At 69.4% G+C, this 20210-nt stretch carries 22 protein-coding genes; 11 read left to right on the top strand and 11 right to left on the bottom strand.

Annotated elements, in window-relative coordinates; translation table 11 throughout:
- Window positions 1-37: 37 nt before the first annotated feature.
- Both ACWPOC_RS06130 and ACWPOC_RS06125 read right to left on the bottom strand, forming a co-directional pair.
- Window positions 38-1660, bottom strand: a complete 1623-nt coding sequence (locus ACWPOC_RS06130; RefSeq protein ID WP_455408195.1) for an acyl-CoA dehydrogenase family protein — start codon at window positions 1658-1660, stop codon at window positions 38-40.
- A gap of 4 nt (window positions 1661-1664) precedes the next feature.
- Window positions 1665-2300 (bottom strand): TetR/AcrR family transcriptional regulator, encoded by a 636-nt coding sequence (locus tag ACWPOC_RS06125; protein ID WP_120281642.1) that lies wholly within the window; start codon window positions 2298-2300, stop codon window positions 1665-1667.
- 59 nt (window positions 2301-2359) lie between these two features.
- On the opposite strand from ACWPOC_RS06125, the gene ACWPOC_RS06120 reads away from it, so the two are divergent.
- Together ACWPOC_RS06120 and ACWPOC_RS06115 are read left to right on the top strand one after the other, a co-directional pair.
- The gene (locus ACWPOC_RS06120) at window positions 2360-3583 is read left to right on the top strand and encodes a hypothetical protein (protein WP_120281641.1); all 1224 of its coding nucleotides are present in this window, start codon (window positions 2360-2362) and stop codon (window positions 3581-3583) included.
- A 55-nt stretch (window positions 3584-3638) separates the two neighbouring features.
- Complete coding sequence (locus ACWPOC_RS06115; RefSeq protein ID WP_455408194.1) at window positions 3639-5165, top strand: carboxylesterase/lipase family protein; 1527 nt, start codon at window positions 3639-3641, stop codon at window positions 5163-5165.
- 84 nt (window positions 5166-5249) lie between these two features.
- Here the strand turns inward: ACWPOC_RS06115 and ACWPOC_RS06110 are convergent, their stop codons facing one another.
- From ACWPOC_RS06110 to ACWPOC_RS06100, 3 genes are read right to left on the bottom strand one after another with little or no spacing between them, the layout of a single operon-like run.
- A complete protein-coding gene (locus ACWPOC_RS06110; protein ID WP_059381704.1) occupies window positions 5250-5576 on the bottom strand; it encodes a cupin domain-containing protein in 327 nt (108 codons plus the stop codon).
- A 35-nt stretch (window positions 5577-5611) separates the two neighbouring features.
- Window positions 5612-6097, bottom strand: a complete 486-nt coding sequence (locus tag ACWPOC_RS06105; RefSeq protein ID WP_455408193.1) for a dihydrofolate reductase — start codon at window positions 6095-6097, stop codon at window positions 5612-5614.
- Window positions 6097-6897, bottom strand: coding sequence for a thymidylate synthase (locus ACWPOC_RS06100; RefSeq protein ID WP_159416502.1), 801 nt, complete (start codon window positions 6895-6897; stop codon window positions 6097-6099). The genes ACWPOC_RS06105 and ACWPOC_RS06100 overlap by 1 nt, the downstream gene beginning before the upstream one ends.
- A 73-nt stretch (window positions 6898-6970) precedes the next feature.
- Here ACWPOC_RS06100 and ACWPOC_RS06095 point away from each other — a divergent pair, with 73 nt between their 5' ends.
- Together ACWPOC_RS06095 and ACWPOC_RS06090 are read left to right on the top strand one after the other, a co-directional pair.
- Window positions 6971-7837, top strand: coding sequence for an Fpg/Nei family DNA glycosylase (locus tag ACWPOC_RS06095; RefSeq protein WP_230791948.1), 867 nt, complete (start codon window positions 6971-6973; stop codon window positions 7835-7837).
- Window position 7838: 1 nt separating this feature from the next.
- A complete protein-coding gene (locus ACWPOC_RS06090; protein WP_183070649.1) occupies window positions 7839-8900 on the top strand; it encodes a tellurite resistance/C4-dicarboxylate transporter family protein in 1062 nt (353 codons plus the stop codon).
- On the opposite strand, the gene ACWPOC_RS06085 is transcribed toward ACWPOC_RS06090, so the two are convergent.
- A complete protein-coding gene (locus tag ACWPOC_RS06085; RefSeq protein WP_120281636.1) occupies window positions 8869-9675 on the bottom strand; it encodes a cytochrome c oxidase assembly protein in 807 nt (268 codons plus the stop codon). The two genes, ACWPOC_RS06090 and ACWPOC_RS06085, sit on opposite strands and share 32 nt — an antisense overlap.
- Before the next feature lie 9 nt (window positions 9676-9684).
- Window positions 9685-10179, bottom strand: coding sequence for a DUF2243 domain-containing protein (locus ACWPOC_RS06080; protein ID WP_120281635.1), 495 nt, complete (start codon window positions 10177-10179; stop codon window positions 9685-9687).
- A gap of 107 nt (window positions 10180-10286) precedes the next feature.
- Here ACWPOC_RS06080 and ACWPOC_RS06075 point away from each other — a divergent pair, with 107 nt between their 5' ends.
- The 3 genes from ACWPOC_RS06075 (at window position 10287) to ACWPOC_RS06065 (ending at window position 13225) form a co-directional block, all read left to right on the top strand.
- Window positions 10287-10820, top strand: a complete 534-nt coding sequence (locus ACWPOC_RS06075; RefSeq protein ID WP_016692195.1) for a hypothetical protein — start codon at window positions 10287-10289, stop codon at window positions 10818-10820.
- A 102-nt stretch (window positions 10821-10922) separates the two neighbouring features.
- On the top strand, window positions 10923-11570 hold the full coding sequence (locus tag ACWPOC_RS06070; protein WP_230791956.1) for an alpha/beta hydrolase family protein: 648 nt from the start codon (window positions 10923-10925) through the stop codon (window positions 11568-11570).
- Complete coding sequence (locus ACWPOC_RS06065; RefSeq protein WP_230791958.1) at window positions 11567-13225, top strand: sensor histidine kinase; 1659 nt, start codon at window positions 11567-11569, stop codon at window positions 13223-13225. Before ACWPOC_RS06070 ends, ACWPOC_RS06065 begins: the two co-directional genes overlap by 4 nt.
- A gap of 25 nt (window positions 13226-13250) precedes the next feature.
- Here ACWPOC_RS06065 and ACWPOC_RS06060 read toward each other — a convergent pair whose 3' ends face one another.
- Window positions 13251-13898, bottom strand: a complete 648-nt coding sequence (locus ACWPOC_RS06060; RefSeq protein WP_033096942.1) for a response regulator transcription factor — start codon at window positions 13896-13898, stop codon at window positions 13251-13253.
- 151 nt (window positions 13899-14049) lie between these two features.
- Here ACWPOC_RS06060 and ACWPOC_RS06055 point away from each other — a divergent pair, with 151 nt between their 5' ends.
- Both ACWPOC_RS06055 and ACWPOC_RS06050 read left to right on the top strand, forming a co-directional pair.
- Window positions 14050-15006, top strand: a complete 957-nt coding sequence (locus ACWPOC_RS06055) for a nitroreductase family protein (RefSeq protein WP_455408192.1) — start codon at window positions 14050-14052, stop codon at window positions 15004-15006.
- A 17-nt stretch (window positions 15007-15023) separates the two neighbouring features.
- Window positions 15024-15293, top strand: coding sequence for a hypothetical protein (locus ACWPOC_RS06050; protein ID WP_006551566.1), 270 nt, complete (start codon window positions 15024-15026; stop codon window positions 15291-15293).
- Between the two features lie 27 nt (window positions 15294-15320).
- On the opposite strand, the gene ACWPOC_RS06045 is transcribed toward ACWPOC_RS06050, so the two are convergent.
- The 3 genes from ACWPOC_RS06045 to ACWPOC_RS06035 all read right to left on the bottom strand — a co-directional run bounded on the left by ACWPOC_RS06045 (window position 15321) and on the right by ACWPOC_RS06035 (window position 18278).
- A complete protein-coding gene (locus ACWPOC_RS06045; RefSeq protein WP_120281631.1) occupies window positions 15321-16232 on the bottom strand; it encodes a universal stress protein in 912 nt (303 codons plus the stop codon).
- Between the two features lie 25 nt (window positions 16233-16257).
- A complete protein-coding gene (locus ACWPOC_RS06040) occupies window positions 16258-17298 on the bottom strand; it encodes an LLM class F420-dependent oxidoreductase (RefSeq protein ID WP_120281630.1) in 1041 nt (346 codons plus the stop codon).
- Between the two features lie 71 nt (window positions 17299-17369).
- Complete coding sequence (locus tag ACWPOC_RS06035) at window positions 17370-18278, bottom strand: universal stress protein (protein WP_455408191.1); 909 nt, start codon at window positions 18276-18278, stop codon at window positions 17370-17372.
- Window positions 18279-18424: 146 nt separating this feature from the next.
- Between ACWPOC_RS06035 and ACWPOC_RS06030 the strand changes: the two genes are divergently transcribed.
- Window positions 18425-18868: an RrF2 family transcriptional regulator gene (locus tag ACWPOC_RS06030; RefSeq protein WP_159416512.1), complete on the top strand. Its 444-nt coding sequence runs from the start codon at window positions 18425-18427 to the stop codon at window positions 18866-18868.
- Window positions 18869-18922: 54 nt separating this feature from the next.
- Complete coding sequence (locus ACWPOC_RS06025; RefSeq protein WP_120281627.1) at window positions 18923-20146, top strand: globin domain-containing protein; 1224 nt, start codon at window positions 18923-18925, stop codon at window positions 20144-20146.
- Window positions 20147-20210: the final 64 nt, after the last annotated feature.

Here is a 20210-nt window from a genome sequence, read left to right as displayed (position 1 = left end):
AGACAGGTGACAGCGCCGCACGATCGGACCCGCGCCGTCAGACCCGGTCGAGGATCGCGGCGGTGTCCACGCCGGTCGGCAGTGTGCCCATCGCGATGCCCCAGTCGTCGTCGAGCCGGCTGCGGCAGAAGGCCTCCGCGACGGCGGGATGCCCGTGCCGGACGAGCTGCGCGCCCTGCAGGACCAGGGCCATGAGCTCCACGACCCGCCGTGCCCGGTACTCGGCGTCCTCGAGATCGGCGAGTTCCTTGCCGACCCGGGCGATGGCCGAGTCGAGCCGCGGATCGGCTCCTTCCGCGAGCCCGACCTCGGTGAAGAACGCCTCGACGGTGTCGGGCTGCCGGGCCATGGCGCGCAATGCGTCGAGTGCCGCGACGTTGCCGGATCCTTCCCAGATCGACATGAGCGGCGACTCGCGATAGAGCCGCGGCATGCCGGACTCCTCGGCGTAGCCGTTGCCGCCGAGACATTCGAGAGCTTCGGCGGCGACCGCGGGAGCCCGCTTGCACACCCAGTACTTGGTGACGGCCAGCGCGATGCGGCGCAGGGCGGCCTCCTGCTCGTCTCCGGCGGCGCGGTCGGTGGCTCCGGCCAGGCGCATCATCATCGTCGTCGCCGCATCGGATTCGACGACGAGATCGGAGAGGACGTTGCGCATGAGCGGCTGGTCGACGAGCACCGCGCCGAACGCCTTCCGATGGCGGGCGTGGTGGACCGCGCGCAGCGTCGCGACCCGCATGTTCACGGCCGAGCCGATGACGCAGTCGAGTCGCGTCATGTTCACCATCTCGATGATGGTGTTGATGCCGCGACCTTCCGGGCCGACGAGCCAGCCGATCGCGTTCTCGTACTCGATCTCGGAGGAGGCGTTCGACTTGTTGCCGAGCTTGTCCTTCAGCCGCTGGATGCGGATGGCGTTGCGGGTGCCGTCGGGCAGGACACGCGGGAGCAGGAAGCACGACGGTCCGTGCTCGGTCTGCGCGAGCGTGAGGAACAGGTCGGACATCGGCGCGGAGGTGAACCACTTGTGCCCGACGATCGTGTACGAACCGTCCGCGTTGGGGGTCGCGGTGGTGGTGTTGGCGCGGACGTCGGAACCACCCTGCTTCTCGGTCATCGACATCCCCGCGATGAGACCACGTTTCGTGGAGGGTTCGCGCAGCCCGAAATCGTAGTGCGGCGCGGCCAGCAGCGGCTCGTAGCGCTCGGCGAGTTCGGCGTTGTGGCGCAGCGCCGGGACCGCGGCGTAGGTCATCGAGATCGGGCACATGTGCCCGGCGTCGGTGTGGCCCCACACGTAGAACTTCGCGGCGCGGGCGACGTGCGCGCCGGGACGCGAGTCGCGCCAGGGTGCCGCGTGCAGGCCGTTCTCGACGGCGACGGTCATCAGGTCGTGCCAGTGCGGATGGAACTCGACCTCGTCGACGCGGTGGCCGTAGCGGTCGTGGGTGTGCAGCACGGGCGGGTACTCGTTGGCGAGCCGCCCCCAGTCCTGGGCACGGGCAGTGCCGACGAGGGCGCCGAGTTCGCGGACCTCGTCCTCGGCCCAGCTCGCTCCTTCGCGGCGCAGTCCTTCGAGGAGGGCGGGGTCGTCGGCGGCCCGGTAGGGCTCGAGGTCCGGTACCTGATTGAACACCTCGTGGGTGGCGGGGAAATTCACGGCTTCACTCCTGGGTCGTTCCGGAAGACAGGTACCCCGCCGCGCGCAGTGCGAGCGCGACGAGGTCGGGGACAGTGGATCTGGCCGCGCTGTCGCAATGGCGACCATCGGCCGCGCCGGGAAGGCGGCCGGTGAGCACCTCACCGACGGCCCCGACGAGCGCGGCGGCGGTGAGTTCGACGTCCTGTTCGGGAAATTCACCGGTTGCGATGCCGTGGCGCACGGCGTTCGCGAAGGCCGCCGCGAAGGCGCGGCGCAGCACGAGCCGTTCGACGTCGACCGCGGCGTCGACCGGTTCGGCGAGCAGCGCGTAGGCGAGGGTGGGATTGCGCAGCGCACGGCGGGAGAAGGTGTCGACCACCGCGGTCACCCGGTCGGCACCGGATCCGGTTGCGGCCGCGGACGTCACGGCCTCGACCTCCCGGCCGCACAGTTCCCGGAAGATCCGCACCATGAGATCGGACTTGTCGACGTAGTGCCGGTAGACGCTGCCGGTGGCGACACCGGCCCGTTCGGCGACTGCCGAGACGGACAATCCGCTGTATCCGCGCTCGCTGAGCAGAGCCACGGCGGCAGCGGCGATCGCCTCGCGCTGCGCGTCGAGTCGCTCCTGCACTGCGGGTGTCCGCCGGTACGCCACACCAAGAATTGAACCTCGGTTCAGTGCTTCGGTCAACGGTCGGCGCTACGGTCGGGATTGTGAATCGCCTGAGCGTCGTGGACGAGATGTTCCTCCACCGCCACAAAGGAACCGGCCTGCCGTCGGTGATGCAGGGTCTGTGGCGCACCGACGAGACCGTGGACGCGACCCTGTTGCTGTCCCTTCACGACGTGCTGTCCGAAGGCCCGCTCGGGCGTCGCGTGGTCCGTCCCCGGGTTCCCGGCGCACGCCCCCGATTCGAACCGAACACGCACGTCCATCCGCTGCGCTATCCCGCGACCCCCATCCCCGACGACGAGCTCCTCGCCTGGGCCGACGAGCACGCGAACGTGGACGTCGATCCCGAGCTCGGTCCCGGCTGGGCCCTCGCCGCGACCCGACTCACGAGCGGCGGCACCGCACTGTCGATCGTGTGCTCGCACGTGCTGACCGACGCGCGGGGATTCGTCCGCGCGGTCGCCGACGCGCTCGCCGACCGGCCGCGACGACCCGACCCCGGTCGCCAGTCCGACCTGCGCGATGCGATGCAGTTGTTCCGGAAGGTCGGCAGCGGGCTGCGCCGCGTGAAGTACACGCCCCGCACGGAGAAACCGTCCGCTCCGCAGACGGTGCGCTCGCGACCGCGCACCGCGCTCGTCGACGTCGACGCGGCGCAGTGGAAGGCCGTCGCCGCCGCGGAGGACGGCAGCCCGAACGCCCTGCTGATCGCCGTGTCCGCCGGTGTCGCCCGACGCGCCCGGATCCCGTTCCCCGTGCGCATCTCCGTTCCGGTCGACGACCGGAAGGACGGAACCGTCTCCAACGGCGTGTCGATGGTGGGGATCACCGTCGACGACGGCGACACCGTCGCGTCGATCCGTGCCCGCGCCGCGCACGCCTACTCGCAGCCGCGGGAGGGCGCGCCGCACAACATGCCGGCCGATATCCTGCAGCTTCTCCCCGACCGGATCGCCGCCCGCGTCGCGCGCGGTGCCGGTGAGCGGGACCTGTTGTGTTCCAACATCGGCGCAGTGCCCCGCGAACTCACCACGCTGGGCCCGTACCGCACCACCGGGATCGCGATGCGCGCCATGCACCCGGGACTCGACACCCGGCCGGCCCGCACCGCGACCCGCCTGTCGGTCTACGCCTGCCACACCGACGAGCGGTACACCCTCGCGTTCGTCGCCCTCGACGAGGACCGCTTCCCCGACGCCGCGACGCTGCGCACCTACGTCCGGGCCGAGCTCGCAGATCGGGGACTCGAGGCCTACTCCTGGTGACCTCGACGGTGGATGCGACGGCTACCGTGACGCGCCGTCACGTACAGTGCGGAGCATGACGCCCGAGACCCACGTCACATTCGCAGACGGGACCGTCCGCGGCACCCGGCTCGGCGACCTCCTCGCCTGGCGCGGCATCCCCTACGCCGCTCCCCCGGTCGGTCCGCTGCGGTTGCGCGCGCCGCAACCGGTCGAGCCCTGGACGGGGGTGCGCGATGCGACGCAGTTCGGCAATGCCGCCCCGCAGCGTCCGCGCTACGCCGAGACCGGTCGTCGCGGGGTGCGCGTGCGTCCCGACGAGGACTGCCTGACCCTCAACGTGCTCGCCCCCGCCGGTCGGGTCCATGCACCGCGACCGGTCATGGTGTTCATCCACGGCGGCGCCTTCACCCTCGGCACGAGTGCCCTGTCGGTCTACGGCGGCGAGTCGCTGGTCCGACGTGGCGACGTCGTCTACGTGTCGATCAACTACCGCCTCGGAGCGCTCGGCTATCTCGACTTCGGGTCCTTCTCCACCGATTCGGTCCGATTCGATTCCAATCTCGGTCTGCGCGACCAGGTGGCGGCGCTCGAATGGGTGCAGCGCAACATCGCGGCCTTCGGCGGCGACCCCGACAACGTGACGATCTTCGGCGAGTCCGCCGGCGGCACCTCCGTGACGACCCTGCTCGCGACACCCGCCGCGCGCGGACTGTTCTCCGCCGCGATCGCACAGAGCCCGGCGCCGAATCTCGTCGTCACCTCCGACCGCTCTGCCGAATGGGGCCGGAAGTTCGTCGAACTGCTCGGTGCCGACCCGGATACCGCGGCGCGGGCGCTGCTCGACGCCTCCCCCGTCGAACTCGGGCGGGTGGGATCGCGACTCGGGGCGCAGGTGCTGCGCGCGACCCCCGGTCTGCATCCCTTCGGTCCGGTCGTCGACGGCGATTTCGTTCCGCTCCAGCCGCTCGAGGCGTACGAGACGGGCGTGGCGCATCCCGTTCCGCTCGTGCTCGGGACGAACGACCGCGAGGGCGCACTGTTCCCGAAGTTCCTCGACGCGCTGCCGACGAACCCGCGGCGGATCGACGCACTGTTCGCCGCGACCGATCCCGAGGCGAAGGATCGCATCACGGCGGTCTATCCGGGATATCCGGACGAGCGTGCCGCGATCGATCTCGGCGGCGACCTCACCTTCTGGTATCCGTCCGTGCAGATCGCGCAGGCGCATTCGCGTTTCGCGCCGACCTTCATGTACCGCTTCGATCTCGCGCCGCGACTGCTGCGGTGGACGGGTTTCGACGCGACGCACGCCGTGGAGTTGCTCGCGGTCTTCGACCAGACCGGCGAACCGCTCGGGCGGGCGCTCACGGCACTCGGTGGGCGACGCGGCCTGCGCACGGTCGCCGAGGCGATGCAGCGCCAGTGGCTGAACGTGGCCCGGCACGGTGAACCACTGCCGTCGTGGCCGCCTTACGACGAGAAGGACCGCGCGACAGTGATTTTCGACGAGGCCACGCGCATCGAGCACGATCCGCGCCGCGAGCGCCGACTCGCGTGGGAGGGCTACCGCGGGTACACCGCTCCGGCACCGGTGCAATGAGCACCGCTACTCGGTGCGTGCAATGAGCACCGCTACTCGGTGCGTGCAGTGAGCACCGCTACTCGGTGCGTGCAGTGAGCGCCGCTATTTGGCGACGGTGAGCAGGAAGGCGACGTCCTCGATGGCGCTGACGCTGTGCCGGACCGGCGGGATGATGATCATGTCGCCCGCCGAACCCTTCCACACGTCGTTGCCCGCGACGAGCTGGAGCTGACCCGACAGCACCTGCAGGGTCGCCTCGCCGGGGCTGTCGTGCTCGCCGAGTTCGTGGCCGGCGAGCAACGCGACGACGGTCTGCCGCAGGTGCTTGGTATGCCCACCGAAAACCGTCTGGGAGCTGCGTCCGCTGCTGGACGCCGCTGCGAGTTTGAGCTGCTGCCGTGCCAGGGCGGTCAACGAGAGCTTGTCCATGTACCGCAGTATCGCTCAGATGCCGCCGCGAGAACTCAGCTTCGCGCGTACCGGATCCAGCGGAACCTGATTCCCTTGGTGGACGTCATCCATTCCCCGGGTTCCGCCGCCCACTCGGGCCCGATCGGAGGTGCGGTCGCATCTCCTACGACGTCGAGGTCGACCTCGGTCACGAGCAGCCGAGTCGCGAACGGCATCGCCTGCGCGTAGATCTGGCCCCCGCCCATCACGACGACCTCGTCCTCACCGGCGAGCGTCAACGCGTCCTCGAGGCTCATCGCGGTCTCGGCGCCCTCGGCCGACCACTCGACGTTGCGGGTGACGACGATGTTCCGGCGTCCCGGCAGCGGCCGGAATCTCACCGGGAGCGAGTCCCAGGTGAGCCGGCCCATGATCACCGGCTTGCCCATCGTGGCGTCCTTGAAGAACGCCATGTCCTCGGGGATGTGCCACGGAATGGTGTTGTCGCGGCCGATCACACCGTCGTGTGCCTGGGCCCAGACGAGGGTGACATCCCCCATCAGACGGCCACCGGCGCCTTGATCGCCGGGTGGTGCCGGTAACCGACGACCTCGACGTCCTCGTAGCGGTAGTCGAAGATCGAGTCGCGCGGGTGTAGCTTCAGCGTCGGGTAGGGATACGGATCGCGGGTGAGCTGCTCGGTGACCTGCTCGATGTGGTTCGAATAGATGTGGCAGTCGCCGCCGGTCCAGATGAACTCTCCCGGCTCGAGTCCGGTCTGCTGCGCGACCATGTGGGTGAGCAGCGCGTAGCTGGCGATGTTGAACGGCACGCCGAGGAACATGTCGGCGCTGCGCTGGTAGAGCTGGCAGCTGAGCTTGCCGTCGGCCACGTAGAACTGGAAGAAGGCGTGGCACGGCATGAGCGCCATCCTGTCGAGCTCGGCCACGTTCCACGCCGAGACGAGGATGCGCCGCGAGTCGGGATTGTTGCGCAGGGTCTCGATCACCTGGCCGATCTGGTCGATGTGCTGCCCATCGGGGGTCGGCCACGAGCGCCACTGCACGCCGTAGACCGGGCCGAGATCGCCGTCGGGTGCGGCCCACTCGTCCCAGATCGTCACGCCGTGCTCCTGCAGCCACTTGACGTTGGAGTCGCCGCGCAGGAACCACAGCAGCTCGTAGACGATGGACTTCAGGTGCACCTTCTTCGTGGTGATCAGCGGGAAGCCCTCGGACAGATCGAAGCGCATCTGGTGGCCGAACAGGCTCCGCGTGCCGGTTCCGGTACGGTCGGCCTTCTCCGCGCCGGTCTCGAGGATCAGGCGCAGCAGGTCTTCGTAGGGCGTCGACACAGTCACGAGCGCAGTCTATCGGTGACGTGATGGTGTCCGTCGCCACCCGCGAACGGCCCGGCGACCGTAGCCTGTTCCCATGCCCGAGCTCCCCGAGGTGGAAGCACTTGCGGTGTTCCTGCGCGAGCACGCGGTCGGCAGCGTCGTCGGACGCATCGACGTCGCGGCGCTGAGCGTGCTGCAGACGGCCGACCCGCCGATCACGGCGCTGCAGGGACGCGACATCACCGGAGCGGCGCGCTTCGGCAAGTTCCTCGCGATCGGCTGCTCGGGGCTGCACCTGATCACGCACCTGTCCCGCGGCGGCTGGTTGCGCTGGCTCGACGAACCGTCGCACACTCCCCCGAAACTCGGTCGCGGTCCGCTCGCCCTCCGCGTGCACCTGTTCGCCCCCGACGCGACGACACCGGCCTTCGATCTCACCGAGGCCGGCACGAAGAAGCGCCTCGCGGTCTGGGTCGTCGACGATCCGCAGCAGGTGCCCGGCATCGCCCGCCTCGGCCCCGACGCGCTCGCCCTCACCCGCGACGAGTTCGCCGAGCTCCTGACCGACAGCACCTCACGCCTCAAGACGCTGCTCACCGATCAGAAGGTTCTCGCGGGCATCGGCAACGCCTACTCCGACGAGATCCTGCACGTCGCTCAGCAGTCGCCGTTCGCGACCGCCGGAAAGCTCACCGACGACGAGGTGACGGCCCTGTACGGGGCGATGCGGTCGGTTCTCACCGATGCCGTCACGCGCTCGGTCGGGCAGGACGCGGCGCGCCTCAAGGGCGAGAAACGGTCGGGGCTGCGCGTGCACGGACGCACCGGTGAGCCGTGCCCGGTGTGCGGCGACACCGTCCGCGAGGTCTCCTACACCGATCGTTCGTTCCAGTACTGCCCGACCTGCCAGACCGGAGGGAAGGTCCTCGCCGACCGGCGGATGTCCCGCCTGCTGAAGTAGCGTGCGCGCCGTGCAGGCCCGTTCCCGTCTCCGCGAAGAAGTCCGCACCCTCGCACCGGGTTACTTCGCCTTCGTCATGGCCGGCGGCATCGTCTCCACCGGACTCCACCTCCGCGGTTTCCACCTCGCATCGGCCGTGCTGCTGATCGTGTCCGCGATCGGATACGCGACGCTGGTGGCCCTGTCGGTGTGGCGGTTCTTCGCGTTCCGCGACGAAGTCCGCGCCGATCTCGCCGATTCCGGACGGGCGTTCGGCTTCTTCACCTTCGTCGCGGGCAGCAACGTGCTCGGCGTACGCCTGATGATGGACGGCCGGCATTCCACCGCGGCCGTACTGCTCGTGGGCGCGGCGGCGACGTGGCTGGTGCTCGGATATGTCGTCCCGTGGACCGCCGTGCTCGGCACGGCGGAGCGTCCCGTCCTCGCGAAGGCGAACGGAACGTGGTTCATCTGGGTCGTCGCCAGCGAGTCGGTGGCCATCGCCGCGGCCACGCTCCAACCGGTCTACCGCGAACTGGACCGGCTCCTCGCCGCCGTCGCGGTGTTCACCTGGGGTGTGGGGCTGTTCCTGTACGCGGCGGCGGGCATCTTCGTCGCGGCGCGGATGCTGCAGTACCCGTTGCGTCCCGCCGACCTGACCGCCCCGTACTGGGTGTCGATGGGAGCGTGCTCGATCACCGTCGTGGCGGGCTCACGGATCGTCGAGATGGACGACGCACCGATGGTCGACGCGACCCGCGGCCTGATCGCGGGCCTCGCCGTCGTCATCTGGGCCTTCGCGACGTGGCTGCTGCCGCCGCTCGTCGCGGCCGGCTGGTGGCGTCACCGCGTCCACCGGGTTCCGCTGACCTACGACTCGTCCCTGTGGTCGATCGTCTTCCCGCTCGGCATGTACGCGGTCGCGGGGATGTATCTGGGTCGCGCCGACGATCTGCCGCTGGTCGGAGCGATCGGCGCCGCCGAGTTGTGGGTCGCGGTGGCGGCCTGGGCCGTGGTGTTCGCCGCGATGCTGCACCGCATGTGGGTCCGGCTCATGCGGCCGGTCGAGCGCGACCGACAGTGACAGCCCGCGCGCGGGCACGCCCCATCTCGCCGTACCAGCGGACGGCGAGCACGACGGCCAGGGCCACACCGACCGCGTCGCCGCCGTAGTACATCAGCTGGGCACCCGCCTGCAGATCGGACGCGGCGAACATCGTGCCGGGAGGTGACTGCGCGTACAGCGTCTTCGCCAGCACCGCGTGGACCGCGCCGGCCACGAGCAACACCACCGCGAGATGCGGGAGACCGTACCTGCGGCGGAGAGGATCGAGCCGGCAGATCGCGATGGTGAACAGCATCCCGGCGGCGAAGACGTGCAGGTGGACCACGGCCGCGACGAGCGTGTCATCGTGCATCGCAGCGAACAGCGGCGTCCGGTAGAGCACCCACAGCCCACCCATGTCCAGCACGGCCGCGACCGCCGGCGCCGTGAGCAGTGCGGCCGGGCGCGAATGCAGCACGGTGAGCAGGCCCGTGCGTGCGCCTCCCACCGGGACGGTCCTCAGCAGCAGCGTCACCGGCCGCCCCAGCACGATCAGCAGGGGCCCGACCATGCCGACGAGCAGATGCCCGGCCATGTGCGCGGTGAACGGCCCACCGGGCAGAGGAACTACCGCCGTGGCAGCGACGGCGCCGGCACCCGCAGCGACACTCGCGTCACGCCACCACGGCCACGCGTCGCCACGGCGACGCAGCCGCACGGCCGCCCCGAGGTACAGCGCGACCCCCAGAGCCGCCACCAGCAGGACGACGAGGGCGAGTGCTCCCGGTCCCGTGTGCGTCGGATGATCGTGCACCGGCGGCTCCTATCCGTCCGAGAGCCCGGTGGTGCGCACGTTCCGTCGCGCCGACCACCACAGGATCGCACCGGCGACGAGGAACACGAGAGCCCCTGCGTTCCAGGCCAGGTCGTAGGGCCACACGTCGACGTCGTAGCGGATCTGGTGGACGCGGAACACCTTGTGGTTCACCAGTGCGTCGAACAACTGGAACGCGCCCGCTCCCATGAGGAGCGCCGCCCAGAAGTGCCGTACGGCCAGGGCGTGCCTGCGACGCACGTCGGCGAGCAACGCGAATCCCGCTACGAGAACGAGTAACTCGGCCGTGTGCAGCAGACCGTCGGAGGCGAGACCGACCGCGGGTGTGGAGCGGTCGTAGAAATGGTGCCAGCCGAGAATCTGGTGGAAGACGATCTCGTCGATCGCGGCCATGAGCGCCACACCGAGGAGGGCACCGCTGATCGCGGAGTGCCGCACCGAGATTCCGTCGCGGGTGTCTCGGGGTCGTGTCGCTCCGGTCATCGCTCCCTCACCGTGCCGCCCGAAGGACGCTCCTTCACCGTGTCGCCCGAAGTGCTCCGTCCGGGAATGCGGGTTGTTCCGATCCCGCGGCGGGTACCCGAGCGACCATGCTGAGAAACGCACTGTGGGAAGGGCTGGTCGCCGGTGCGGCCGGCGTGGCCGCCATGACCGTCGGGGAGAAGATCGAGCAGGCCGTCACCGGGCGACCGAACTCCCACGTGCCGGGCCGCGTACTCGCACGGTTGACGGGCGCCTCCGAATCGGCCGGGCAGCACTCGACCGCCCTGAACTGGGCGATGCACTTCGGGCAGGGCATCGCCCTCGGCGTCCTGCGTTCAGTCATGGCCGAGGTGGGCCTGCGGGGGCCGCTCGCCTCGTCGAAGTTCACCGTCGTCCGGCTGACCAACGACCAGATCCTCGAGAACGCGACCGGCGTGGGAGCACCGCCGCAGACGTGGCCCCGTTCCGAACTGGCGATCGACGTCCTCCACAAGAGCGTCTACGGGTTCGTCACCGGTGCCGTCGCCGACGCACTGGCCGCCCGCCGCGGTCCCGGTCCGGGCGGGCGGCACGCCGCGCTCGTGCCCGGTCGTCACTCCGACATCGGCCCGATCCCCCGCAGCGCGGCCGCCGGCCGGTAGAGGTACGGAGCACAGGCGACCTGCGACACAGAGCACAGGCGACCTGCGGCGGAGCACGGAGGGCCGAGGAAACGTCGCCGACGCGGCGGTTACCGTATCGGTGTGAGTGTCGAACCGCTGGACACCGGCACCGTGGCCGGTCACCTGCATCTTCCCGCGGGCAGTCCGCGGGGTGCCGTCGCGTTGACGCACGGCGCCGGCGGCAACTGCGACGCCCGGATCCTGCAGCTGATGTGCTCCCGGTTCGCCGACGCCGGCTTCCTCGCCCTGCGCTACGACCTGCCGTTCCGCCGTCGCAAGCCCAAGGGTCCCCCGCAGCCGTCCCGCGCCGCGGAGGACCGCGAGGGTGTGGCCGCCGCGGCCGCGGAGCTGCGTGAACGTGTGCCCGGCCCCCTGCTGCTCGGCGGCGTCTCCTACGGCGGCCGGCAGACGTCGATGCTCGCGGCCGACGAACCCGGCATCGCCGACGCCCTCGTCCTGCTGTCCTATCCCCTCCATCCGCCGGGCAAGCCGGAGAAGCTGCGCACCGAGCACCTGCCGAAGATCTCGATGCCGACGGTGTTCGTCCACGGCGACCGCGACCCCTTCGGTACCTTCGACGAACTGCGGGAGGCACTCGATCTTCTGCCCGCGGCCACGACCCTCGTCGAGGTCACCGGGGCCGCACACGACCTGAGCCGCGCAAAGACGGATCCCTCGGAATCCGCCGTGTCCGCCGCGCTGCACCTGCTGGAAGAGAAGAACTCATGATCGAACCCACCGACGTCGCCATCGACACGCTGCTCGCCGAGCTCCGCGACCGGCTCGACGATTCCGTCGACGCCCCGACGACCCTGCGCGGCCTGCTCGAAGCGGTGCTCGTCGTGGGATCGGGTCTCGAACTCGATTCCATGCTCCAGCGCATCGTCACCGCCGCGATCGCCCTTCTCGACGCCCGCTACGGCGCGCTCGGCGTGCGCGCCGCCGACGGTGGTCTGTCGGAGTTCGTGTACGTCGGGATCAACCCGACGCAGCGCGAGGTGATGGGCCATCTGCCCGAGGGCCGGGGCATCCTCGGTCTGCTCATCAACGATCCCCGGCCGGTCCGCCTCGCCGACCTGTCGAAGCATCCCGCATCGATCGGCTTCCCGCCCAACCACCCGCCCATGAAGAGCTTCCTCGGAACTCCGATCATGGTGCGCGGCAAGGTCTTCGGCAGCATCTATCTCACCGAGAAGCTGGGGGCACCCGAGTTCACCGAAGAGGACGAGGTGATCCTCAAGGTACTCGCGATGTCCGCCGGTGTGGCCGTCGAGAACGCGCGCCTGTTCGAGGGCTCTCTCGCCCGCGAGAGATGGCTCACCGCAATGGCATCCATCAACTCGCGGTTGCTGATGGGTGGGTCGGTGGACGAGACGCTGTCGATGCTCACCGGTCAGGTCCGCGAACTCGCCCGGTGTGCGGGTGCCTATGTGGTGCTCGTCGAGGGTCATCAGGGCCGCCTGCAGGCCGCGTCCCCCGCGATCCCGTGCGGGAAGGACAAGCGTTTCGATCTCACCGGATCGCCTGTGCTCAAAGCACTCAAGAGCAGGCAGCCGATGCATCTCGATACGCTCGAGGGACTGCCGCCGACGGAGCAGGGCGACGAGGGCCACGCGGTGGTGCTGCCACTGTCGGCGACGTCGACCGTCACGGGCGTGCTCGTCGCGACCCGCGAGGCCGGTACCGAACCGTGGGACGACGAGGACGTGGCCCGCTTCGAATCCATGGCGAACCTCGCCGCCGTGGCCCTCGAGTTCGCCGAACAGCAACGCAAGAAGCGGTTGCTCGACGTACTGGCCGATCGTGACCGTATCGCACAGGACCTGCACGACAACGTCATCCAGCGCCTGTTCGCCACCGGCATGAGTCTGCAGAGTGCGACGGCGGAAGGTGTGGGTACCGAACGTGTCGTGGAGGTGATCCGCCACGCGATCGAGCAGCTCGACCGGACGGTGCGCGAGATCCGCACGACCATCTTCGATCTGCACACCACCGGCGCGGCGGCGTCGAACAGTCTGCGCCGGAGACTGCTGGATGTCGTGGGCGACCTGAGCATCCACTCCTCGGTGGCACCCAACGTGCAGTTCGTCGGCCCCATCGACACGTTGGTGCCGATGCGGATCCACCCGCACGCCGAAGCCGTGCTCCGCGAGGGGCTGAGCAACGCGCTGCGCCACTCCCAGTCCGACAACATCTCGGTGTCGGTCTCGGTTCAGGACGACTTCCGGATCGAGATCCTCGACGACGGCACGGGTCTGCCCGACACGCCTCGCCGCAGCGGGCTGGCGAACCTCGAGCGGCGCGCCGTGCAGTGCGGCGGGTCGTGCGAGATCGGTCCGGCCCACCCGCGCGGCACCCGGGTGCTGTGGACGGTCCCGCTCTGACGGAACGGGTCCCGCCCCCGTCGGATCAGGACGTCGGCTTGCCGCGCTCGTTGCGCAGCTCGGTGGCGAGCACCGCAGCCTGCGTGCGGCGCTGCATGCCGAGCTTCGCCAGCAGCCGCGAGACGTAGTTCTTCACGGTCTTCTCCGCAAGGAACAGCCGCTCGGCGATCTCCCGGTTGGTCAGGCCCTCACCGATGAGTTCGAAGACGGCGCGTTCCTGTTCCGACAGCTCGGCAAGCGGATCGGCCGTGCGCGACGCCCGGATCCGCTCCATGAGGGCGGCGGTGGCACGGCTGTCGAGCAGCGAGCCGCCCTCGCCGACGGTGCGGATCGCCGAGACGAGGTCGGTGCCGAGGATCTGCTTGAGCACGAACCCCGAGGCACCCGCCATGATCGCGTCGAAGAGTGCCTCGTCGTCGGCGTAGGAGGTGAGCATCAGGGCGCGCAGACCCGGCATGCGGGTACGCAGCTCGCGGCACAGTTCGACCCCGTTGCCGTCGGGAAGCCTCACGTCGAGCACCGCGACGTCGGCGCCGCTCTCGGGCACGCGGGCCAGGGCCTCCCCCACCGAGGCGGCCTCACCGACGACGGTGAAGTCGGGCACGCTGCTCAGCAGATCCACCAGGCCGCGCCGCACGATCTCGTGATCGTCGACGAGAAACACGCGGGTCATCTCGGACACCTTTCGTTGACATGCTGTTCCGTCATTGTCCCAGGTGTACCGCGATACCCACGTCCTCGGGGCCGTTCGACACCCATCTGGGGACCTTCTCCCCCTGCCCCGCGGGCACCGTTCGGGAGACGCTGGAGAGGCAGAGGTGGACATGTGGGACGAACGAGCCGACGAGGAGGATCTCGTGACTGTCGATGCCGGAACCTGGTCGCTCGGTGACACCGAGATCATTGCGCGTGCGGTGGTGGAGGCACCCTCGGTGCACGACACGCAACCGTGGAATCTGCGCCTGCCCGATCACAGCGCCGAACTGGAGGAACGCCTCGAATTCGCGGAACCGGGGCCGGACCCGCTGCGCGTCGACCGGTTGATCTCGTGCGGTGCGGCCCTCGCGAATCTCGAGCTCGCGATCCGGGTCCTCGGCAACCGCTCGCGCACCTCCGTGCTGCCCGATCCGCAACGTCCGGAGCTCATCGCCCGGATCGAGACTCTCGGCTCGGGTACCCCGAGCAGCCGCGACCTGCGGTTGTACGCCGCCATCTCGCACCGGCGCAGCCACCGCGAATCGTTCACCGACATCCCGGTGCCGACGGAGACGCTCGCCGACGTCGTCGCCGCGGCCGGGGCGGTACCCGACGTCGACGTGCGCCTGCTCGCCACCGACGAGGCCGTCGCCCTGGCCCAGGTGCTCGCCTACGCGGCGGAGACCCGCCGGCGTCACCCGCACTACCAGCGGGAGATGTTCTCGTGGACCTCCCACTGGCAGCCGCGCGGCAACGCCGAGGTGGTCACCACCTGGAGCGCGAGCCTCGACGAACACGGCGCGGCCGGCGAGGCCATGGTCACGACGGGGATCCCCGACGTCGATGCGCTGGCTGCGGCGATCGCGCGCGAATCGGTTCTCCTGTTCTCCGCCGCGTCCACATCGCCGGCGGATCTGGTCCGGGTCGGCGCGGCGGTGGAGCGGTGCTGGCTCGCGGCCATCGACGCGCGACTGTCGGCGTCGGTCATGACCCATCCCCTGCGCGTCGAGGACGCGGGCTCGCGCCTGGCCGAGATGCTCGACCTGCCGGTCGTGCCGCTGGTGATCCTGCGCGTGGGTTTCTGACGAGAAGAGAGATCGAGGTGACGATGAGCGCACCGACCGAGGATCCGATCGATGATCCGACCCGCGAGTTGTTCCGCACGGCCCTGGACATGGCGCAGGCCGCCAAGGCCGGCAACGTCTCCGGGTGGCTGTCCGCCCGCTACGAGTGCGGGCGTGTCGAGGATGTCGCGTTCGTGCTCTCGCAGATGCTCGGGGTGCTCATCGAGAACGGCGCGATCAGCCGGGGCGTGCATCCGGCCGACGCATGGAGAGAACTGCGCGAGCGGGGCGTCGACGACTTCGGGTGACGCCCCGTCTCGCTCCCTCGTCCGGGATCAGTCCTCGGTCTCCTTCGACCGGACGACGAGGACCGGGCAGTCCGCGGTCTGGATGAGCGCGTTGCTCGTGGAGCCGAGCAGCAACCCCTTGAAACCGCCGCGTCCGCGGGTTCCGACCACGAGAAGCTGTGCGGCCTCGGCATATTCGCTGAGCACCCGCACCGGCCGGTCGCGGGCGACGACACGTTCGACGGTGACGTCCGGGTACCGCTCCTGGTAACCGGCGAGACGTTCGGCGAGCACGATCTCCTCGCCGGTCTGGATCCGGCTCCAGTGCGGGTCCTCGGGGACGGCCCCGAGCGAGGGCTGGACGCTGACGTCGCTCCACACGTTCACCGCGACGAGCGTCGCGCCGCGTGCGGAGGCCTCCTCGAACGCGACCTCCACCGCGTCGCGGCACGAGACCGATCCGTCGACACCGACCACGACGGGCCCCTTTGCCGGCGGCGCACCGTCGAGGGTGCGACCCCGCACCACGACGACGGGCGCCGTCGCGTGCGAGACGACCGCCGTGGAGACCGAACCGGCGAGCAGGCCCTTCACCTCACCGAGGCCGCGCGATCCGACCACGAGCCGGTCGGCGTGCTCGGCCTGCGCGATGAGCGTGGGAACGACCTTGCCTTCGAGCTGCTCGGTGGTGACCTCGACGTTCCCGTGACGGTTCTCGTCGATGATCTGCCGGGCGAGCACGGCCGCGTTGTCGAGCCGGTCGCGGGCCGTCGCCTTCATCTCCTCGTGGAAGCTCTGCGCGAGGTAGGGCTCGGAGTAGTAGAAGGCGGGGATGTGCACGACGGTGACGATGCGCAGCGGCAGGCCGCGGATCCCGGCCGTCCGTGCCGCCCAGTTCACCGCGGTCGTGGACGCGTCGGATCCGTCGACGGCCACGACGATCGGCTTGTTCTCGGTCATCGTACGTGGAACCTTTCTCGGTGGGTCAGCCGCAGATCTGCCGCAGCTGTTCGATCAGTCGCACGCGACCTGCGGTGTCGGCCGCGAACGGGGTGACGTTGAGGGTGGTGACCCCGGCCTCCGCGAAGGCCGCGACCCGCTCGCGCACGAAGCCCTCCGAACCGATCAGGGAGATCGAGCGGAGCAGATCGACGGGCACCGCCGCGGCCGCCTCCTCCTTCTTTCCGGCGAGGTAGAGCTCCTGGATGGTCTCGGCTTCCTTCGCGTAGCCGTACCGGATCGCGAGGTCGTTGTAGAAGTTCTTGCCCTTGGCACCCATGCCGCCGACATAGAGCGCGACCATGGGCCGGACCCAGTCGAGCATGTGGTCGACATCGTCGCCGATCGCCAGCGCGGTCTGCGCGTAGATCTGCAGGTCGCCGAGCGCCGGATCGCGCTTGGCCTTGCCCTTGGCGATCGATTCGCCCCACACCTCGGCGGCCTTCTCCGGGTAGTAGAACAGCGGCTGCCACCCTTCGGCGATCTCTGCGGTCATCTCGACGTTCTTGGGACCGAGCGATGCGATGATGATCGGGATGCGCTCGCGCACAGGCTTGTTGATGATCTTCAGCGGCTTGCCGAGCCCGGTGCCACGCTCGGCGGGCAGCGGGATCTGGTAGTACTTGCCCTGGTGGTCGACCTTCTCGCGGCGCCACACCTGTCGGCAGATGTCGACGATCTCGCGCGTGCGGCCCAGCGGCGCGTTGTAGGGAACACCGTGGAATCCCTCGATGACCTGGGGGCCGGACGCGCCGATACCGAGCACGAAGCGACCGTCGGAGACGAAGTCCAGGCCGGCGGCCGTCATGGCGGTGAGCGTCGGTGTCCGGGTGAACAACTGGAGGATGCCGGAGGCGAGCTCGACGCGGGAGGTCTTCGCCGCCAGATAGCCGAGCTGGCTCACCGCATCGAACGAATAGGCCTCGGGCACGAACACGATATCGAGGCCGGCCTTTTCCAGGTCGGCCACCTCCGCCGCGGTCTCCGCGAAACCTCCGCTGTAGTTCAGTCCCATTCCGATGCGCATGCGCCACCTTCGTTCCTGCTGCACACCCCGTTCGGGGCGCGTTCGTCCACGTGCCCCGAACACTACCGCCGTCAGGAGGTGACCGGTCGCACCACCATCACCGGGCAGTGCGCCTCGCGCATGAGCGCATTTCCGGTGGAGCCGAGCACCATCCCCTTGAAGCCGCCCCTTCCTCGGGTACCGACCACGACGAGCTGGGCTTTCCCGCTCCAGGACTGCAGGTGGGCGCGGGGGCCGTCGACGTAGACCTTCCGGTGGACCGTCACGTCCGGATAGCGCTCGCCGTAGCCCGCGAGGCACTCGGACAGCAGGGAGTGCTCGTACTCCTCGAACGCGCGGGGATCGAAATCGAGGGGTGATTCGTCGATCTCCCCGACCTTCAGGTCGCTCCAGACATGGACGGCGACGAGGTCGACCCCGCGCCAGGACGCCTCCTCGAACGCCAGGTCGACCGCCTGGCGGCTCGCGGGACTACCGTCCACGCCGACGACGACGGGCCGCTCGTCGGGGAGGGATCCCTCCGGCCCCCGCACCACGACGACCGGGCATTCGGCATGACCGGCGACGGAGACCGGGGTGGAACCGAGAAATGCCTCCCCCAACTTGGTGCTCCCGGTGGCACCGAGGACGATCATCCGCGACGTGCGGGACAGCTCGACGAGCCACTTGGCGCTTCCGGTGAGGGCGAGTTCGGCGGTGATCTCGAGATCCGGCGCCACCGCCTCGGCGGTCTCCGCGGCCTCCTTCAGGAGTGCCTGAGCCTCGGCTTCGCTCCACTCGAAGACCTGCGAGGGACGGAAGAAGGGAAGTTTCGTCCAGCCCGACGGGGCGAAGTCCACCGCGTGGACGAGATGCAGTGGGATCTTCCGGCCGGCCGCGGTGGTCGCGGCCCATCTCACCGCCCGCTCGGAGGCCGGGGAACCGTCCACACCGACGGTCACGTGATTGTGGTCGCGGGGTGCTTCACCGAGTGGTTTCACGCCTCCGAGGCTAGTCGGATCCGCTACGTCCGGATACGGACTTTGGTCATCGCGTCGAGATTCCTTTGATCGCAATGCATTCGGGCAACAGCGATCTGCGTCACATCAAATTGTCATTTGGGATGCGAATTTACTACCGTGAGGTCATGCAACTCACCCGGTTCACCGATCTAGGACTGAGAGTTGTGATGCATCTCGTCGCCGGCCCGGCGGAGAGTATGCCCAGTACCAGAACGATTGCAGACCAGCTCGATCTGTCGTACGCACATACGACGAAGGTCGTCGCCCGACTCGGCGAGCTCGGAGTGGTCACCACCCGCCGCGGACGCGGCGGAGGACTGACCATCACCGAACTGGGCCGCACGGCGAGCCTCGGTTGGCTCACCCGAGCCCTCGAGGGTGAAGAAGAGGTCGTCGAGTGCGAAGGAGCGAAGCCGTGCCCCATGCGTCGCGGTTGCGGCCTCCGCTCCAAGCTCCGCACCGCACAGGACGCCTTCTACGCCGCCCTCGACGACGTCACGATCGCCGACCTGGCGACCCCTGACGCCGGTCCGGTCCTGCTCACCCTCGAACCACCCACCGGCCGCTGACCCACGGCGAGGCCGCCGGTGCAGCCTGTCACGACACACACGAGGAGACACACCATGCCGCTCTCACCCGAATCCAAGGATGTCATCGCCGCGACCCTCCCGGCGGTGGGAGCCGCCATCGGCGACATCACCTCGCTGTTCTACAGCAAGATGTTCGCCGCCCACCCCGAGCTCGAACGCGACCTGTTCAATCGCGGCAACCAGAAGCAGGGTGAGCAGCAGAAGGCACTCGCCGGATCGATCGCGGCCTTCGCGACGCTCCAGCTCGATCCCGACCCCGCCCGTGTCGAGGCGATCCTGTCCCGCGTCGCCCACAAGCACGCCTCGCTCGGCATCAAGCCCGACGAGTACTGGATCGTCCACAAGCACCTCTTCGAGGCGATCGTCGAAATCCTCGGCGAGGCAGTGACTCCCGAGGTCGCAAAAGCATGGGACGAGCTGTACTGGCTGATGGCCGATACCCTCATCTCGATGGAGGCCGATCTGTACCGGGCCGCGGGTGTCGAGGCCGGCGACGTCTGGCGCACCGTCCGCGTCGCCGACCGCGTCCACCAGTCCGCCGACACCGTCTCGTTCGTGCTCACCTCGCTCGACGGCTCCCCGCTGCCCACCTTCCGTCCGGGCCAGTACCTCTCGGTCGGCGTCCACCTCCCCGACGGCGCCCGCCAGATCCGTCAGTACAGCCTGTCGAGCGCACCCGCGAAGGGCGACTGGCGCATCACCGTCAAGCGGGTCCTCGAGACCACCGCACCCGACGGCACCGTGCTTCCCGCCGGTGAGGTGTCGAACTTCCTGTACAACAACCTCTTCGAGGGCGACGAGCTGGAGGTCACCACTCCCTTCGGCGATCTCGTGCTCACCGAGGGCGACACCCCGATCCTGTTGGCGTCCGCCGGCATCGGATGCACCCCGATGATCGGCATGCTCGATCACCTCGCCGGCGTCGGCGACGAGCGTCCCGTCGCGGTCCTGCACGCCGACCGGTCGGTCGCGAGCCACGCCCACCGTCGCGAGCTCGAGACCCTCGCCGAGAAGATCCCGTCGGCCCAGCTGTACCGCTGGTACGAGGACCTCGGCAACCGCCGGCCGCTCGAGACGGTCCGCGTCGGACGGGCCGACATCTCGGATCTGCCGCTCGATCCGAAGACCCAGGCCTACCTGTGCGGTCCCCTGCCGTTCATGCTCTCGCTGCGCGAGGCTCTGATCGAGCGCAACGTCCCGGCCGAGAACATCCACTACGAGGTGTTCGGACCCGACAGCTGGGCGCCTGCCTCCTGATCCGACCCGATCCGATCGCGGTGCCCCGGCCGAGTCTGCCGGGGCACCGCCGCATTCGCGGCTA

This window comes from Rhodococcus sp. 5G237, assembly GCF_053764735.1.
Note: the sequence above shows the minus strand (reverse complement) of the source record. Positions and strands in the feature narration are given on the sequence as shown.

Excerpts from the sequence above, each read along its gene's own strand:
- ACWPOC_RS06025 (WP_120281627.1), top strand. The coding sequence starts at position 18,923 with ATGCCGCTCTCACCCGAATCCAAGGATGTCATCGCCGCGACCCTCCCG.
- ACWPOC_RS06115 (WP_455408194.1), top strand. The coding sequence starts at position 3,639 with ATGACGCCCGAGACCCACGTCACATTCGCAGACGGGACCGTCCGCGGC.
- ACWPOC_RS06080 (WP_120281635.1), bottom strand. The coding sequence starts at position 10,179 with ATGACCGGAGCGACACGACCCCGAGACACCCGCGACGGAATCTCGGTG.
- ACWPOC_RS06105 (WP_455408193.1), bottom strand. The coding sequence starts at position 6,097 with ATGGGGGATGTCACCCTCGTCTGGGCCCAGGCACACGACGGTGTGATC.
- ACWPOC_RS06055 (WP_455408192.1), top strand. The coding sequence starts at position 14,050 with ATGTGGGACGAACGAGCCGACGAGGAGGATCTCGTGACTGTCGATGCC.
- ACWPOC_RS06045 (WP_120281631.1), bottom strand. The coding sequence starts at position 16,232 with ATGACCGAGAACAAGCCGATCGTCGTGGCCGTCGACGGATCCGACGCG.
- ACWPOC_RS06065 (WP_230791958.1), top strand. The coding sequence starts at position 11,567 with ATGATCGAACCCACCGACGTCGCCATCGACACGCTGCTCGCCGAGCTC.
- ACWPOC_RS06060 (WP_033096942.1), bottom strand. The coding sequence starts at position 13,898 with ATGACCCGCGTGTTTCTCGTCGACGATCACGAGATCGTGCGGCGCGGC.
- ACWPOC_RS06110 (WP_059381704.1), bottom strand. The coding sequence starts at position 5,576 with ATGGACAAGCTCTCGTTGACCGCCCTGGCACGGCAGCAGCTCAAACTC.
- ACWPOC_RS06095 (WP_230791948.1), top strand. The coding sequence starts at position 6,971 with ATGCCCGAGCTCCCCGAGGTGGAAGCACTTGCGGTGTTCCTGCGCGAG.
- ACWPOC_RS06075 (WP_016692195.1), top strand. The coding sequence starts at position 10,287 with ATGCTGAGAAACGCACTGTGGGAAGGGCTGGTCGCCGGTGCGGCCGGC.
- ACWPOC_RS06030 (WP_159416512.1), top strand. The coding sequence starts at position 18,425 with ATGCAACTCACCCGGTTCACCGATCTAGGACTGAGAGTTGTGATGCAT.
- ACWPOC_RS06040 (WP_120281630.1), bottom strand. The coding sequence starts at position 17,298 with ATGCGCATCGGAATGGGACTGAACTACAGCGGAGGTTTCGCGGAGACC.